A 17,295-nucleotide genomic window follows, 5' to 3' on the forward strand; every position below is an offset into this window, starting at 1 on the left:
TCAAACTAATAAAAAGTAGATGTTTGATTTGTTTAATTTTCAGAAAATTTACAATCATTATAACTATTATATTTTTATGCATACGAGTACTAAATAAAATAGTAAATGCGTTTATAGTACTATCTTAAAAAGAAGCTATTTAAATTTATTATGTTTTATAACAGGGGGGACTCCTTTTGGCTAAGTCTAAAAATGAATTTTATCTTAGACGTCTTCATTCACTACTAGGGATTATTCCGATTGGTGCGTTTTTAATTGTTCATTTAATGATTAACCACCAAGCGACTCAAGGAGCTGAGGCTTTTAATAAGGCTGCAGGCTTTATGGAATCTTTACCATTTTTATTAGTAACTGAACTTATTTTGATTTACATTCCAATTTTATATCATGGACTATATGGTATTCATATTGCTTTTACTGCTAAAGAAAATATCGGCCATTATTCATTATTTAGAAACTGGATGTTTGCGCTACAAAGGTTAACAGGGATTATTGCTTTCGTATTCATCTTTGTACACCTATGGCAAACACGTTTACAAAAACTTTTCTTTGGTAAAGAAATCAGTTATGACATGATGCATCAAACGTTACAAAATCCAATTTGGGTTATCGTATACATTATTTGTGTTATTGCTGTCATTTTCCATTTTTCTAATGGTATTTGGTCATTCTTAGTGACTTGGGGATTTTTACAATCTAAAAAATCACAACGTATTTTCACATGGGTTTCATTAATTATTTTCTTAATTCTGTCATACATAGGTGTGACTGCAATTTTAGCTTTTGCATAAAAAATGAAAGTAAAAAAAGCATAGTTATAAAAGGAATCAATAGGTTAGTTTCAGATATATTTTAGGGGAGTGACAATTCTATGGCAGAGAAAAAAATTATTGTTGTCGGAGGTGGCCTTGCGGGGCTGATGTCAACAATTAAAGCTGCAGAACAAGGTGCACATGTGGACTTATTCTCAATTGTACCTGTTAAACGTTCGCACTCTGTATGTGCCCAAGGTGGTATTAATGGTGCGGTAAATACTAAAGGTGAAGGAGATTCACCATGGATTCATTTTGACGATACAGTATACGGTGGAGATTTTTTAGCGAACCAACCACCAGTCAAAGCAATGACTGAAGCTGCACCAAAAATTATCCATTTATTAGATCGTATGGGCGTTATGTTTAATAGAACAAATGAAGGATTGTTAGACTTTAGACGTTTCGGAGGTACACTTCATCATAGAACAGCATATGCTGGTGCAACTACAGGACAACAATTACTTTACGCTTTAGATGAACAAGTTCGTTCTTTTGAAGTTGATGGTTTAGTTACTAAGTATGAAGGATGGGAATTTTTAGGATTAGTTAAAGATGATGAAAATGCAGCAAGGGGTATTGTTGCTCAAAATTTAACTACTTCTGAAATTAAATCTTTCGGTTCTGATGCTGTTATTATGGCTTCAGGTGGTCCGGGTATTATTTTTGGTAAAACAACGAATTCAATGATTAATACTGGATCAGCTGCATCTATCGTATACCAACAAGGCGCTAAATATGCAAATGGAGAATTTATTCAAATACATCCTACGGCAATTCCAGGTGATGATAAATTACGTTTAATGAGTGAATCAGCACGTGGTGAAGGTGGTCGAATTTGGACTTATAAAGATGGAAAACCATGGTACTTCTTAGAAGAAAAGTATCCTGATTATGGTAACTTAGTACCACGTGATATTGCAACACGTGAAATCTTTGATGTATGTATCAATCAAAAATTAGGTATTAATGGTGAAAATATGGTGTATCTTGATTTATCTCATAAAGATCCACATGAATTAGATGTTAAATTAGGTGGTATTATTGAGATTTATGAAAAATTCACTGGTGATGATCCACGTAAAGTACCTATGAAAATATTCCCAGCAGTACATTATTCAATGGGTGGATTATATGTAGATTATGATCAAATGACAACTATTAAAGGGTTATTTGCTGCAGGAGAATGTGATTTCTCTCAACATGGCGGTAACCGTTTAGGTGCTAACTCGTTATTATCAGCGATTTACGGCGGTACAGTAGCAGGTCCAAATGCAATTAAATACGTTGAAAATATCGAAACATCATATACTGAGTTAGATGACAGTATTTATCAAAAACGTGTAGATGAAGAACAAAAACGTTTCGACGAATTACTTAATATACGTGGTACTGAAAATGCTTATAAACTTCACCGTGAATTAGGCGAAATTATGACAGCGAACGTTACAGTAGTACGTGAAAATGACAAATTATTAGAAACGGATAAAAAAATTGTTGAGTTAATGGAACGTTATCAAAATATTGATATGGAAGATACACAAACTTGGAGTAACCAAGCTGTATTCTTTACACGTCAATTATGGAACATGTTGCAACTAGCACGTGTCATAACAATTGGTGCGTATAACCGTAATGAATCTCGTGGCGCACATTATAAACCAGAATTCCCAGATCGTAATGACGATGAATGGTTAAAAACAACTTTAGCTGAATATCAAGGTGAATATGAAGCACCTAAATTCACATATGAACCTGTCGATATCAGTTTAATTCCACCACGTAAACGTGACTATACAAGTAAATCTAAAGGAGGTAAAAAATGATGGCTAACAATCAATCAGTAAAAGAAACTCCAGAAGAATTACGTCATACAGATGAACAACATAATCAAGAAACAACACATAAAGAAGAAAAACACACGCAAAAAACAGTTAAATTAATTGTTAAACGTCAAGATAACCAAGAAGCAAAATCGTATGAAGAAACATTTGAAATTCCTTATAAAGAGAATTTAAACGTGATTGCTTGTTTAATGGAAATAAGACGCAACCCTGTGAATAGTAAAGGAGAAAAAACAACGCCAGTAGTATGGGATATGAACTGCTTAGAAGAAGTATGTGGTGCTTGTTCAATGGTTATTAATGGTCGTGCACGTCAAGCCTGTTCAGCAATTGTTGACCAATTAGAACAGCCGATTCGTTTGGAACCTATGAGTACATTCCCAGTCATTCGTGATTTACAAGTCGATCGTACAAGAATGTTTGATAACTTAAAACGTATGAAGGCTTGGATTCCAATTGATGGTACGTATGATTTAGGACCAGGTCCACGTATTCCAGAAAAGAAACGTCAAACAGCATATGAATTATCAAAATGTATGACGTGCGGTGTATGTTTAGAAGTGTGTCCTAATGTAACACGTAATAATAAATTTATTGGTGCACAAGCTATTTCACAAGTACGTTTATTTGATCTACATCCAACTGGTTCAATGACTAAAGATGAACGGCTGAATGCTTTAATGGGTGAAGGTGGTTTACAAGAATGTGGTAATTCTCAAAACTGTGTTAATGCATGTCCAAAAGGTATTCCGTTAACAACGTCAATTGCAGCAATGAACCGTGAAACATCATTCCATATGTTTAAATCATTCTTTGGTTCTGATCATCAAGTAAATTAAATATGACATATTTGCCAGCAAAGTAAAAACTTTGCTGGTTTTTATTAATGGGGAATTCAATACGGATATAAATGTTTATTGAGTAAAATAAAAATGAGCAAAAATATCAATTAATGAATGATTAGGTTTGTCTATGGTAAAATAAACGTATTATGTATTATAAGGATGAATGTAAATGAATAAACCCATTGGTGTCATAGACTCTGGAGTTGGAGGACTAACTGTAGCTAAAGAAATTATGCGACAACTTCCTAATGAGACAATATATTATTTAGGCGATATCGCAAGGTGTCCATACGGTCCAAGACCTGGAGAAGAAGTAAAAACTTTTACGACGCAACTTGCTAATAAACTGATGGAATTTGATATAAAAATGTTAGTCATTGCTTGTAATACTGCAACTGCAGTGGCGTTAGAACATTTACAGCAGTTATTACCAATTCCAGTTATTGGAGTCATTGAACCTGGTGCTAGAACCGCTATTATGACTACAAAAAATCAAAAAGTTTTAATTTTAGGTACTGAGGGCACGATTAAATCAGAAGCTTACCGCCATCATATTAAAAGAATAAACCCAAATGTCGAAGTATATGGGGTAGCATGTCCAGGTTTCGTACCACTCGTTGAACAAATGCGTTATGATGACCCTACAATAACTAGTATTGTAATACATCAGACTTTAAAACATTGGCGTAACACAGATGCCGATACTGTTATTTTAGGCTGTACGCACTATCCATTATTATATAAACCTATTAATGATTATTTTGGTGGAAATAAAAAAGTTATTTCTTCTGGGCTTGAAACTGCACGTGAAGTAAGTGCATTACTTACGTTTAGTAATGAACATGCAAGCTATACGCAACATCCAAAACATCGATTTTTTGCAACAGGTGATACGGTTCATATTAAACATATCATTTCTCAATGGCTGAAATTAGATGTAGAAGTTGAACGTATAAAAGTAGATTAAATTTAAAACAGAAGTGAAAGGAAGATTTAAGTGGCAGACATTGTTATAGCTTCTAACAACAAAGGTAAAATAAATGATTTTAAAGCTATTTTTCCAAATGATAATGTTATTGGCATTTCAGAAATTATAAAGGACTTTGATGTTGAAGAAACAGGCACTACCTTTGAAGAAAATGCACGATTAAAATCTGAAGCGGCAGCTAAAGCACTCAATAAAAGAGTGATTGCCGATGATAGTGGTCTAGAAGTATATGCTCTAAATGGTGAGCCTGGTGTATATTCTGCACGTTATGCTGGTCTTGAGAAAAATGATGAGTCAAATATTGATAAAGTACTTAAAAAGTTAGAAGGTGAGACAAATAGAAAGGCACAATTTGTATGTGTCATTAGCATGAGTACGCCAAATGAACCAACACATATGTTCAAAGGAACTGTATCAGGAGAAATTACAACAGAACGTAAAGGTGATCATGGATTCGGATATGATCCTATTTTTTATCTTCCAGAGAAGAACAAAACAATGGCTGAATTAACTACAGAAGAAAAAAGCGATGTGAGTCATCGTGGAAATGCAATTAAAGCTTTAAATGAATTTTTGGAGCGTGAAAAATAATGTCTAAATGGTTAATTGTAAGTGATAATCACACTGAATCTGGAATTCTGTATCAATTATACGACTATCATAAAGACGCAGATATATGCTTACATTTAGGAGATTCTGAATTTAAATATAATGATACTGAATTAAGCTTGTATCAACGTGTAAAAGGTAATTGTGACTTTTATCCTGAATTTCCAAATGAAGACATCATTGAAAAGAACAGTGTTAAAGCATTATACACCCACGGTCATCTTTATGGTGTAAATCAAACACGTATGCGTTTGGCTGAAAAAGCACAATCTCTTGGTTGTCAATTTGCGTTTTATGGGCATACACATATAGCTAAATATGAAAAATTAGGCGACGTCCATATTATAAATCCTGGTAGTATTTCACAGTCGCGTAGTAATATAGAAGAAACATACGCAGAACTACTTATAGAGGATGAAAGTAAAAAAGCTACGCTGAATTTTAGAAATAGAGATCATCAAGTCATACAATCAATAGAATTTGAAATTAATTAACTATTAAAAGGGCTAGGACTACAATGCAAGATAGTCTAGTCCTAGCTAATTTCAAATTTGATACCAAACATTTAGCTATTTAGTTTAACTAAATAGCAACGAAGAAAGTATGTGATTAGTTGCAATTATACGTAATTAGTGGAAAATATAAACTTTTTTTATATTAAAGCTATTGCTAAATAAGATTTCTTTAGATATAATAATACTTGTGTTAAAAAATAATGTCCTGGTAGCTCAGCTGGATAGAGCAATGGCCTTCTAAGCCATCGGTCGGGGGTTCGAATCCCTCCCAGGACGCTAATAAACCCCGTTAACCATTGTGGTTACGGGGTTTTTGCTTATCTATTTTAAACTCACTATGATGACTTGCTTCAAGAATTTAATTATTATATTTATCCCATTTTCCAGCTGCTATGTCAGCTTCTTGTTCTTTAATGTTTTGATAGACTTCTTCAGCGTCATCACCTTCGTAGTAACCTTGCTCAATTGCATGTTTTGTTTGAAGTTCTCCAGATGAAAGACCGCCATTATATTTTTTTCTGAGTGCATCATAATACTCATCTTCAGTTTCTGCTGCATTGATTTCAGCATTAGGATCCGGAGTTGCATTTTCATCATCTACTGAAACATCTGACTCATTTGGTCGGTCATAAATTGATTTTTCTTGACCATTTTCAACTCTAAGTGAACTTTGATACGCTACACTAGCAGGACCTTCCATTACATTTCCTTGTGGAATAATTCCATTTGCAACTGCACTATTGTAAGCTTGTATCTTTTGTTCTTCACTATAATTTCCATAAATAATTGATTCTAATGTACTTCTATCTTTAATATTAGAGAAATCAATTTGATTATTATTTTGAGATGAAACATCTTCTATGGTATCTTTTGAATCTCTTTCTTCGTTTGACTTCTGTTCATTACTTGTATTTTCAGTATTTTGATTTTGGATAGTTTTGTCATTATGTTCTATAGAATTCTTATCTGATTTTGAAATATGCTTATCTTCTTTCTCTTTTTTATTGTTGGTATCATTCTGTTCTTTTTTATTATCACCAGTTAAAGAAAAATCATTATCACATGCACTTAATATTAAAAAACTACTAAATAATAAAATGAAATATTTTTTCATATGTATTCTCCGTTCGTTCACTCAATTAGTAATTATTAATAACACAGTCCTTTTATTCACATTTTACGTAGGAATTACTTTTAATATCACCACCTTATAACCATTTAATTAAATTTACTAGAATAAATATAATGAAAATATACACTTTTGGATTATATCATATAATTATGTATTAAATATTTTTAATTATTTTATTTTTATAATCTAAAAAACTTTGACGAGATAGACATATTTGAATTCCTAACTGTAAATATAAATTTTTAAATTGCACAGTTTTGATGATTTAAGTATAAGTTACGGAAAATGACACAACTATCTAAATAAACCCTTTATAGTAAAGATAACAAAACGATAGTTAAACAAAACAAAGCAAGCAATACAGTAACCTATCGTTTTAGAATTTTACCAATTAATTTCTAAGGAGTGTATGAAATGGAAGGTTTATTTAACGCAATTAAAGATACAGTAACTGCAGGTATTAATGGTGATTGGACAAAATTAGGTACAAGTATTGTTGGTATCGTAGAAAACGGTGTAGGTTTAGTTAGTAAATATTTAGGTTTCTAATTTAAAGATAATTATAAATAGTACAAAGGAGATAACAAACATGGAAAAATTATTCGACGCAATCAAAAATACAGTAGACGCAGGAATTAACCAAGACTGGACAAAATTAGGTACAAGCATTGTTGATATCGTATCAAGTGGTGTAGGTATCTTAAGTAAAGTATTCGGATTTTAATTAATTATTAATTACGTATAAAGGGGTTATTAACATGGAAAAATTATTCGATGCAATCAAAAATACAGTAGACGCAGGAATTAACCAAGACTGGACAAAATTAGGTACAAGCATTGTTGATATCGTATCAAATGGTGTAAGCATTCTAGGTAAATACTTAGGATTCTAATGTAATAACATTTAAAAATAAAAAAAGAATGGAGAAATTCAAATGACTAAATTAGCAGAAGCAATTGCAAATACTGTAACAGCAGCACAAAATCAAGATTGGACAAAATTAGGTACAAGTATTGTTGACATTGTATCAAGTGGTGCAAGTGTATTAGGTAAAGTATTTGGTTTCTAATACTTAATAGCAAGTATTCAACACTTAAGGATTAATCCTTAAGTGTTTTTATTTTTTGGCATTATTTAATGAATCATGACAAATCTGCTAAAATAATATACATATTATAATTTAGGAGTATAAAAATGAAATACGATACTATTTTACTTGATTTTGATGATACAATTGTGGACTTTTTTGATGCAGAAGATCGAGCATTTCATCAAATGGCACATCATTTCGGTCATTATCCAACTGAAGAAGATTTTCAATATTTTAAGAAAGTAAATCAAAATCATTGGGAAGCATTTCAAAAAAATGAACTATCTAAAGAAGAAGTATTAACACATCGTTTTATTAATTATTTTAAAGAGTATGGCATAGACGTAGATGGTAAAAAAGCCGATGTTTTATTTAGAGACGAACTAGCTAAAGCACCATTAAAATTCTTCAACTCTACTTTAGAAACAATTGATCGATTAAGCCAAGAATGTGAATTGTTTATTGTGACTAATGGTGTTACAGATACTCAAAAACGTCGTATTGCTCAATTAGAGTTTAAAGATATCTTATCTGGAGTATATATATCAGAAGAAACAGGATATCAAAAACCTATGAGTGAATTTTTTGATTATATCTTTGAGAGAATTGGTGAAGAAAAAAGAAAGACTTCAATAATAGTAGGAGATTCTCTTACATCAGATATACTAGGTGGAAAAAATGCTGGTATTACAACATGTTGGTTTAATTATCGTAATAAAGAAAATAACAGTGATATTGTACCGGATTATGAAATACAATCTTTGTATGAATTGGTTAATTTAGTGGAAGAATGATTAATAACAGACCTGAGCTAAATGGCTCAGGCTTATTTATGCAAATAGCGTTTATAGCTTAATGATTTGGAAACCATACTAGTATATTGAACCCTTATGCAAATCTTTATTATTAATTTCTTTTTCTTTAAATTCCTCAAATAATTCAACAGTTTTTTTAATTTATTTAAAGATGTTGAACTTTGCTCATGTTTTCATTATCATTTAAATTCTTTATATATATTGTATCGTCATTAATATACGATTTTCATTTAATAACATATTAATTACTTATAATCTGATAAAATGGATTTGAATTTCAATATTTAAGCCGTAAAATTGTCATCTAAGGATATAATCTTTATACTGAATAAGTAATGTTATATTGAAGGAGTAAGGGAATGAACTGTAAAGTAACTAATTTTCAAGAAAAAGATTCATTTATTACTAAGTTAGAAAACAGTGATGAAACATTATTGAAATTTTATCAATATAATCCAGTCAAACCATCTAGTTTTAATCAAAGAATGAATCGTCCTAATAATGGTAGAGAGCAACAACTTGCTCAAGTGATTAAATCATATATGTCAGATTTGAATATAACAGAAATTCAACAGACTCATCTTACTGCACTCAGTGAAGGAGCTAAAGTGGTAATTGGGGGCCAGCAAGCTGGTCTTTTTGGTGGACCTTTATATACGTTTCATAAAATTCTTTCAATTGTTAATTTAAGTCGTGAGTTAACTGAAACATACCAACAAACAGTTGTACCTGTTTTTTGGATTGCTGGTGAAGATCATGACTTTGAAGAAGTAAATCATACGTATGCTTATAATGCAAAAGACGCTCAATTACATAAAGTAAAATATCATACAATGACACCGCTTGAAACAAGCGTCTCTCGCTATATTCCAGAAAAGGAACAGATGATTGAAGCACTTAATCAATTTTTTAAAGAATTAAAAGAAACGAAACATACTAACGCACTTTATCAAGTATGTTTAGAGATTATAGAAAAGTACAATAATTGGACTGATATTTTTAAAGGGTTACTTCAAGAAGTATTTAAAGATTACGGTGTACTATTTATTGATGCTCAATATGAAAAAATTCGTGAATTGGAGAAGCCATTATTAAAAAATATTATTCAAAAACATAATGAAATTAACCAGGCGTTTAGAAAAACACAAAAATTAACTACGCAATCAGGTTTAAACAAAATGATTGAAACAGATACCAATGTCCATTTGTTCCTTCATGAAGATAGTATGCGTCAACTAATTATTAAAAAAGATGATGTATTCAAATTGAGTAAATCAGATATTACATATAATAAAGATGAATTGTTAAAATTAGTTGAAAAAGAACCAACTCGTTTTTCTAATAATGTTGTAACTAGACCAGTAATGGAAGAATGGCTATTTAATACGGTAGCTTTTATTGGAGGACCAAGTGAAATTAAATACTGGGCTGAATTGAATGAAGTATTTAAAATTTTAGATGTTGAAATGCCTATTGTTTTACCAAGAATGAAAATCACTTATTTACCAATTAGAATAGAAAAGCTAATTAATCAGTATAAGTTAAATGCTGAAAATGTTATTATGAACGGTATAGAAACGGATAGAGAAAACTTCGTTCGTAGCAAAGCCTCAGATACATTTATTAAAAAAGTAGAGTCTTTAAAAGAGAATCATGCCAAAATATACGAATTACTTCTTAAAGAAGTGAATGATAATCATGACAATATCAATTTAGTAAAGAAAAATTATGACATTCATAATAAACAATTTGAATATTTATTAAACCGATATTTACTTAACATTGAAAGAGATAACGATATAAGTATGAAACATTTTAGAGAGATTGAACATGTATTGCATCCAATGGGTGGTCTACAAGAAAGAATTTGGAATCCACTTCAAATGATGAATGAATTTGGGATAGATGCGTTCAGTCCCTCCACTTATCCTCCACTTAAATATACATTTAACCAAATAGTTATAAAACCTTAATTTGTAAGGGAGAGACCCATATTATTTAAATAGATAATATGGGTCTTTTTATGTCAAATTAAAGAATTTTAAGATATTTTACATAATTAGTGGAGGATAGTGGTGAGATGTGGTAAATTATTAATAAGGTGAGGTGGTAATAATGTTCATGGGAGAATACGAGCATCAATTAGATGCTAAAGGACGTATGATAATTCCATCTAAGTTTAGATATGACTTAAATGAACGTTTTATTATCACACGAGGCCTTGATAAATGTTTGTTTGGCTACACGCTTGAAGAATGGCAACAGATTGAAGAGAAAATGAAAACCTTACCTATGACAAAAAAAGACGCACGTAAGTTTATGCGTATGTTCTTCTCTGGAGCTATCGAAGTAGAGCTAGATAAGCAAGGGCGTATTAACATTCCTCAAAATTTGAGGAAATACGCAAATTTAACAAAAGAATGTACGGTAATAGGTGTCTCAAATCGTATAGAGATTTGGGATAGAGGAACTTGGAATGAATTTTATGAAGAATCAGAAGAAAGTTTTGAAGATATTGCCGAAGATTTGATAGATTTTGATTTTTAATGGAGGAATTTATAGTGTTTCATCATGTAAGCGTTATGCTAAAAGAAACAATAGATGAATTAGACATCAAAGAGGATGGCATATATGTAGATTGTACGCTTGGTGGAGCCGGTCATGCACTCTATTTATTAAATCAATTAAACGATGACGGTAGGTTGATTGCAATCGATCAAGATACTACTGCCTTAGAAAATGCTAAAGAAGTACTAAAAGATCACTTACACAAGGTCACGTTTGTACATAATAACTTTAGAGAATTAACTGATATTTTGAAAAATTTAGGAATTGAAAAAGTAGATGGTATTTACTATGACTTAGGTGTTTCAAGTCCACAACTTGATATACCTGAAAGAGGATTTAGTTATCATCATGATGCAAAGTTAGATATGCGTATGGATCAAACGCAAGAATTAACTGCATATGATGTTGTTAATGATTGGTCTTATGAAGCATTGGTTAAAATCTTTTATCGTTATGGAGAAGAAAAGTTTTCTAAACAAATAGCGAGAAGAATAGAAGCACACCGTGAACAACAACCTATTGAAACAACATTAGAGCTTGTAGATATTATTAAAGAAGGTATTCCAGCTAAAGCTCGAAGAAAAGGTGGTCATCCTGCTAAACGCATTTTTCAAGCGATAAGAATAGCAGTGAACGATGAACTATCTGCGTTCGAAGATTCAATTGAACAAGCCATTGAGCATGTTAAAGTAAAAGGTAGGATTTCAGTCATTACTTTCCATTCTCTGGAAGATAGACTATGCAAGCAAATTTTCCAAGAATACGAAAAAGGACCTGACGTGCCTAGAGGGTTACCAATTATTCCTGAAGCTTATACACCTAAGTTAAAACGAGTAAATCGTAAACCAATTACTGCTACAGATGAGGATTTAGACGAAAATAATAGAGCACGTAGTGCAAAATTACGTGTTGCTGAAATATTAAAATAAGGAGTAATTGAGGATGGCTGTAGAAAAAATTTACGAACCATATGAACACATTCAGCACACTAGCATACCGAAAGAACAACCAAAAACACAATCTGAGACGAAAACAGTAACTAAAAAGGTTGTTGTTCAACTTACGCGATTTGAGAAATTTTTATACATAACGCTTGTCACAGCAATTGCTGTTCTAGCAATCTATATGCTATCTTTAAAAATGGATGCATACGATACAAATGATAAAATTGCCGAGTTAGATCAAAAGATTGAACAACAATCTAATGAAAACAATGCAATTCAATCTGAAATTAAGAAAAATTCTTCTTATGAGCGCATTTACGATCAGGCTAAAAAACAAGGTATGAGCCTAAAGAACGATAATGTAAAGGTAGTGCGTACTAATGGCGAAGCGAAAAATTAAAATTAGAAAAAATAAATTAGGAGCAGTCCTCCTTGTTGGATTATTCGGACTGCTCTTTTTTGTATTGGTTTTAAGATATTCATATATCATGATAACTGGACATTCAGATGGACAAAATTTAGTGATGCGCGCTAATGAAAAATATCTCGTAAAAACGCAAGAACAGCCTGAAAGAGGGAAAATTTACGATAGAAACGGTAAAATTTTAGCCGAAGATGTTCAACGATATAAATTAGTAGCTATTATTGATAAAAATGCTGGAGAAGTTGGTGATACACCAAGGTATGTTAAAGATAAAAAGAAAACAGCAAAACAATTATCAAAAATTATTGATATGAAGCCTGATGAAATTGAAAAGCGTCTTAATCAAAAGAAAGCCTTTCAAGTTGAATTTGGACAGAAAGGGACAAATTTAACATATCAAGATAAAGTTAAACTCGATAAAATGGACTTACCAGGCATCACCTTATATCCAGAAACTGAACGATTCTATCCTAACGGTAATTTTGCTTCTCATTTAATTGGTATGGCTCAAAAAAATCCTGATACCGGGGAATTAAATGGTGCATTAGGTGTAGAAAAGATTTTTAATAGTTATCTAAATGGACAGAAAGGCTCGCTATCTTATATACATGACATTTGGGGTTATATTGCACCAAACAGTAAAAATGAAAAAGCGCCAAAACGTGGTGATGACGTTCATTTAACCATTGATTCAAATATACAAGTATTTGTCGAAGAGGCCCTTGATGATATGGTGAAACGATATGAACCAAAAGATTTATTTGCAGTGGTTATGGATGCGAAAACAGGAGAAATTCTTGCATATAGTCAACGTCCAACGTTCAACCCCGAAACGGGTAAAGACTTTGGAAAAAAATGGGCGAATGATTTATATCAAAATGCCTATGAGCCTGGGTCAACATTTAAATCATATGGATTAGCAGCTGCCATTCAAGAAGGTAAATTTAATCCTAAAGAAAAATTTGAATCTGGTCATCGTGATATTATGGGTTCAAGAATTTCTGACTGGAATAAAACCGGTTGGGGAGAAATTCCAATGTCATTAGGTTTCACTTACTCATCTAATACATTGATGATGCATCTTCAAGATTTAGTTGGTGCTGACAAAATGAAATCTTGGTACGAGCGCTTTGGTTTTGGTAAATCAACAAATGGCATGTTTGACGGAGAATTAAAAGGAAATATTGCTTGGTCAAATGAATTACAACAAAAAACATCAGCATTCGGTCAATCGACTACAGTGACACCTGTACAAATGATACAAGCACAATCAGCTTTCTTTAATAAAGGAAATATGTTAAAACCTTGGTTTGTTCAAAGTATAGACAATCCAATTTCAAAGAAAACATTCTATAAAGGTGAAAAGAAAATAGCTGGAAAACCTATTACTTCAGAAACTGCGGATAAAGTTGAAACAGAATTAGATAAAGTAGTAAATAGTGATAAAAGTCATGCTTCCAATTATCGTATTGATGGTTATGATATTGAAGGGAAAACAGGTACTGCTCAGGTCGTTAATGAAAATGGTAGTGGATACGTTAAAGGAGCAAATCCCTACTTTGTAAGCTTTATGGGAGATGCGCCAAAAAAACATCCAAGAGTTATTGTTTATGCCGGTATGAGTCTTGCTCAGAAAAATGACCAAGAAGCATATGAATTAGGGGTAAGTAAAGCTTTTAAACCTATCATGGAAAATACACTTAAGTATTTAAATGTAGGCTCTAAAAAAGATGAGACTCAATCAGCACAGTATAGTAAAGTGCCAAATGTTGTAGGGCAACCAAGTCAAAAGGCACAAGATAGTCTTAAAGGAAAAGATTTACAACCTGTCATTATTGGTAATGGTAATACAATAAAAGCTCAATCTACTAGAGCTAATACAAAATTATTACCGAATAGTAAAGTGTTAGCAGTGACAGACGGCGATATTACTATGCCCAATATGAAAGGTTGGACAACAGACGATGTCCTAGCCTTCCAAGAATTAACTGGAATCAATGTTACGACTAAAGGCAGTGGATACGTAACAAAACAATCTGTAGCGAGTGGGTCAACACTCAAAAGTAATAATAAAATTGAAATAGAATTATCTACTGATGATCCTAATGATAGTACATCCTTAACTGATTCGAGTGGATCTGATTCAAATAACACTTCAGATAATTCAACTGATACAACGTCTAATGATAAAAACGATTCATAAGAACAAATGACGTCGTTTTAAATGATAATAAATAAGGTGTCATATATTATGTATACCTTATTTATAATCTCATTTTCTTACATAATATATATAAAATTAGTTTGAAAATTGATAAGATTATAAAGGAAATAAAGTGAAAAACGAATAAATTTAAAATACATAAAGGAGATTACCATGCTTTTTATATTTGCGATTATCGCATTACTTATCACATTTATTTTAGTTCCTGTACTTATACCGACACTTAAAAGAATGAAATTTGGGCAAAGTATCCGCGAAGAAGGCCCTCAAAGTCATATGAAAAAAACGGGTACACCAACCATGGGTGGTTTAACATTTTTAATTAGTATTATTATTACATCTATTATTGCTATATTTTTCACAGATCATTCCAATCCCATTATTCTATTACTCTTTGTCACAATAGGATTTGGACTCATTGGCTTTATTGATGATTACATTATTGTTGTTAAAAAAAATAACCAAGGACTTACAAGTAAGCAGAAATTTTTAGCTCAAATTGCAATAGCAATTATATTTTTCATTCTAAGCGATGTTTTTCATTTAATAGAATTTTCAACAAGTATAAATATTCCATTTACTAATTTTGGAATTCCATTGTCGTTTGCGTACGTTATTTTTATTGTTTTTTGGCAAGTTGGGTTTTCAAACGCAGTTAATTTAACTGATGGATTGGATGGATTAGCAACTGGCTTATCAATTATTGGATTCACTATGTATGCAATTATGAGTTTCATGTTAAATGCCCCTGCAATTGGTACTTTTTGTATTATTATGATTTTTGCATTACTCGGTTTCTTACCGTATAACTTAAATCCAGCCAAAGTATTTATGGGAGATACAGGAAGCTTAGCATTAGGAGGTATTTTTGCTACAATTTCAATCATGTTAAACCAAGAATTTTCATTACTTTTTGTAGGTTTAGTATTTGTTATCGAAACATTATCAGTAATGTTGCAAGTATCATCTTATAAATTAACTAAAAAAAGAATCTTTAAAATGACACCAATTCATCATCATTTTGAACTTAGCGGATGGAGTGAATGGAAAGTTGTTTCAGTATTTTGGCTTGTGGGCTTAATTTCAGGATTAATTGGATTATGGATAGGAGTGCATTAGAATGCTAAATTATACAGGATTAGAGAATAAAGATGTTCTTGTAGTTGGATTAGCAAAAAGTGGTTATGAAGCTGCTAAGTTATTAGTTAAATTAGGTGCAAATGTAACTGTAAATGATGGGAAAGATTTATCTAAAGATCCCCATGCAAAAGACTTAGAAACATTAGGTGTGAAAATTGTTGATGGTGGTCATCCATTATCATTACTTGATAGCAACCCGATTATTGTTAAAAACCCAGGTATACCTTATACAGTTTCAATTATTGATGAAGCATATCAACGAGGCCTTAAAATTTTAACTGAAGTAGAATTAAGTTATTTAATTTCTGAAGCTCCAATTATCGCTGTGACTGGTACAAATGGTAAAACAACAACAACTTCTCTCATTGGAGATATGTTTAAAAAAAGTAGATTAACTGGAAGACTTTCAGGAAATATTGGGTATGTTGCTTCTAAAGTAGCTCAAGAAACGTCACCTGATGAATATCTAATCACTGAATTATCTTCATTCCAATTACTTGGCATTGAACATTACAAACCTCACATTGCCATCATTACAAATATCTATTCTGCTCATTTAGATTATCATGAGTCATTAGAAAATTATCAAAATGCGAAGCGACGTATTTACAAAAATCAAACAGAAGATGATTATTTGATTTGTAATTATCATCAACGTCATTTAATTGAAACTGAAAATTTAAAAGCTAAAACATTATATTTTTCTACTCAACAAGAAGTAGATGGCATCTATATTAAAGATAATTATATCGTTTATAATGATGTTAACCTTATTAATATTGATGATTTAGTTTTACCAGGAGAACATAACTTAGAAAATATTTTAGCTGCTGTTTTAGCTGCGATACTTGCAGGCGTACCAATTAAGGCTATCGTAGATAGTTTAACAACATTCTCAGGTATTGAACATCGATTACAATATATTGGAACGAATCGAACAAATAAATACTATAATGACTCTAAAGCAACCAATACATTAGCAACACAGTTTGCTTTAAATTCATTTAAACAACCTATTATCTGGTTATGTGGTGGTTTAGATCGAGGTAATGGATTTGATGAATTAATTCCTTACATGAAACATGTTAGAGTAATGGTAGTTTTCGGTGAAACTCAAGATAAATTCGCTAAATTAGGTAATAGTCAAGGTAAAGAAGTAATCAAGGCAGTTGATATAGAAGATGCAGTAAAAAAAGTTCAAGATGTCATTGAACCTAATGATGTTGTTTTACTTTCACCAGCATGTGCAAGTTGGGATCAATATAAAACATTTGAAGAACGCGGCGAAAGATTTATTGAAAGTTTCCGTGCATACCTACCATCTTAATTAAAGGATGTGAAGTA

19 protein-coding genes and 1 tRNA gene are annotated in these 17,295 nt (G+C 31.6%); 19 read left to right on the top strand and 1 reads right to left on the bottom strand.

Annotation, left to right across the window (positions count from 1 at the left end; translation table 11 throughout):
* Positions 1-176: 176 nt before the first annotated feature.
* The 7 genes from HMPREF2578_RS03340 (at position 177) to HMPREF2578_RS03370 (ending at position 5,889) form a co-directional block, all read left to right on the top strand.
* The gene (locus HMPREF2578_RS03340) at positions 177-791 is read left to right on the top strand and encodes a succinate dehydrogenase cytochrome b558 subunit (RefSeq protein WP_017175714.1); all 615 of its coding nucleotides are present in this window, start codon (positions 177-179) and stop codon (positions 789-791) included.
* Between the two features lie 80 nt (positions 792-871).
* Positions 872-2,638 carry a succinate dehydrogenase flavoprotein subunit gene (gene sdhA, locus HMPREF2578_RS03345; RefSeq protein ID WP_048762346.1) on the top strand — a complete coding sequence of 589 codons (1,767 nt, stop codon included), beginning with the start codon at positions 872-874 and terminating at the stop codon, positions 2,636-2,638.
* Positions 2,638-3,495, top strand: a complete 858-nt coding sequence (sdhB, locus tag HMPREF2578_RS03350) for a succinate dehydrogenase iron-sulfur subunit (protein ID WP_029376803.1) — start codon at positions 2,638-2,640, stop codon at positions 3,493-3,495. Before sdhA ends, sdhB begins: the two co-directional genes overlap by 1 nt.
* 175 nt (positions 3,496-3,670) lie before the next feature.
* Entirely contained in the window at positions 3,671-4,468 is a 798-nt protein-coding gene (racE, locus tag HMPREF2578_RS03355; RefSeq protein WP_002450014.1) for a glutamate racemase, read from the top strand.
* Positions 4,469-4,498: 30 nt separating this feature from the next.
* Positions 4,499-5,080: an XTP/dITP diphosphatase gene (locus tag HMPREF2578_RS03360; RefSeq protein ID WP_017175711.1), complete on the top strand. Its 582-nt coding sequence runs from the start codon at positions 4,499-4,501 to the stop codon at positions 5,078-5,080.
* Complete coding sequence (locus HMPREF2578_RS03365) at positions 5,080-5,592, top strand: YfcE family phosphodiesterase (protein ID WP_017175710.1); 513 nt, start codon at positions 5,080-5,082, stop codon at positions 5,590-5,592. Before HMPREF2578_RS03360 ends, HMPREF2578_RS03365 begins: the two co-directional genes overlap by 1 nt.
* Before the next feature lie 223 nt (positions 5,593-5,815).
* A tRNA-Arg gene (locus HMPREF2578_RS03370) sits at positions 5,816-5,889 on the top strand.
* An 82-nt stretch (positions 5,890-5,971) separates the two neighbouring features.
* Here the strand turns inward: HMPREF2578_RS03370 and HMPREF2578_RS03375 are convergent.
* Entirely contained in the window at positions 5,972-6,727 is a 756-nt protein-coding gene (locus HMPREF2578_RS03375) for a hypothetical protein (protein WP_017174530.1), read from the bottom strand.
* A 432-nt stretch (positions 6,728-7,159) separates the two neighbouring features.
* On the opposite strand from HMPREF2578_RS03375, the gene HMPREF2578_RS03380 reads away from it, so the two are divergent.
* The 12 genes from HMPREF2578_RS03380 to murD all read left to right on the top strand — a co-directional run bounded on the left by HMPREF2578_RS03380 (position 7,160) and on the right by murD (position 17,278).
* Positions 7,160-7,294, top strand: a complete 135-nt coding sequence (locus HMPREF2578_RS03380; protein WP_017174531.1) for a beta-class phenol-soluble modulin — start codon at positions 7,160-7,162, stop codon at positions 7,292-7,294.
* A 40-nt stretch (positions 7,295-7,334) separates the two neighbouring features.
* On the top strand, positions 7,335-7,469 hold the full coding sequence (locus tag HMPREF2578_RS03385; protein WP_070508280.1) for a beta-class phenol-soluble modulin: 135 nt from the start codon (positions 7,335-7,337) through the stop codon (positions 7,467-7,469).
* A gap of 34 nt (positions 7,470-7,503) precedes the next feature.
* Positions 7,504-7,638, top strand: coding sequence for a beta-class phenol-soluble modulin (locus tag HMPREF2578_RS03390; RefSeq protein WP_017174534.1), 135 nt, complete (start codon positions 7,504-7,506; stop codon positions 7,636-7,638).
* Positions 7,639-7,680: 42 nt separating this feature from the next.
* On the top strand, positions 7,681-7,815 hold the full coding sequence (locus tag HMPREF2578_RS03395; RefSeq protein WP_002488710.1) for a beta-class phenol-soluble modulin: 135 nt from the start codon (positions 7,681-7,683) through the stop codon (positions 7,813-7,815).
* A gap of 125 nt (positions 7,816-7,940) precedes the next feature.
* Positions 7,941-8,630, top strand: coding sequence for a YjjG family noncanonical pyrimidine nucleotidase (locus tag HMPREF2578_RS03400; RefSeq protein ID WP_002448764.1), 690 nt, complete (start codon positions 7,941-7,943; stop codon positions 8,628-8,630).
* 380 nt (positions 8,631-9,010) lie between these two features.
* Complete coding sequence (gene bshC / locus HMPREF2578_RS03405; protein WP_017174535.1) at positions 9,011-10,624, top strand: bacillithiol biosynthesis cysteine-adding enzyme BshC; 1,614 nt, start codon at positions 9,011-9,013, stop codon at positions 10,622-10,624.
* A gap of 142 nt (positions 10,625-10,766) precedes the next feature.
* Positions 10,767-11,198 (top strand): division/cell wall cluster transcriptional repressor MraZ, encoded by a 432-nt coding sequence (mraZ, locus tag HMPREF2578_RS03410; protein WP_017174536.1) that lies wholly within the window; start codon positions 10,767-10,769, stop codon positions 11,196-11,198.
* Between the two features lie 14 nt (positions 11,199-11,212).
* Positions 11,213-12,148, top strand: coding sequence for a 16S rRNA (cytosine(1402)-N(4))-methyltransferase RsmH (rsmH, locus tag HMPREF2578_RS03415; RefSeq protein ID WP_017174537.1), 936 nt, complete (start codon positions 11,213-11,215; stop codon positions 12,146-12,148).
* Positions 12,149-12,161: 13 nt separating this feature from the next.
* A complete protein-coding gene (gene ftsL / locus HMPREF2578_RS03420) occupies positions 12,162-12,563 on the top strand; it encodes a cell division protein FtsL (protein ID WP_017174538.1) in 402 nt (133 codons plus the stop codon).
* Positions 12,544-14,790, top strand: a complete 2,247-nt coding sequence (locus tag HMPREF2578_RS03425) for a penicillin-binding protein (protein ID WP_037540980.1) — start codon at positions 12,544-12,546, stop codon at positions 14,788-14,790. Before ftsL ends, HMPREF2578_RS03425 begins: the two co-directional genes overlap by 20 nt.
* Before the next feature lie 174 nt (positions 14,791-14,964).
* The gene (gene mraY, locus HMPREF2578_RS03430; RefSeq protein ID WP_017174540.1) at positions 14,965-15,930 is read left to right on the top strand and encodes a phospho-N-acetylmuramoyl-pentapeptide-transferase; all 966 of its coding nucleotides are present in this window, start codon (positions 14,965-14,967) and stop codon (positions 15,928-15,930) included.
* Position 15,931: 1 nt separating this feature from the next.
* Positions 15,932-17,278 carry a UDP-N-acetylmuramoyl-L-alanine--D-glutamate ligase gene (gene murD, locus HMPREF2578_RS03435; protein ID WP_017174541.1) on the top strand — a complete coding sequence of 449 codons (1,347 nt, stop codon included), beginning with the start codon at positions 15,932-15,934 and terminating at the stop codon, positions 17,276-17,278.
* The last annotated feature ends 17 nt before the right edge of the window (positions 17,279-17,295 follow it).

The sequence above is a fragment of the Staphylococcus sp. HMSC072H03 genome (assembly GCF_001809305.1).
GTDB classification, from domain to species: Bacteria; Bacillota; Bacilli; order Staphylococcales; family Staphylococcaceae; genus Staphylococcus; species Staphylococcus hominis.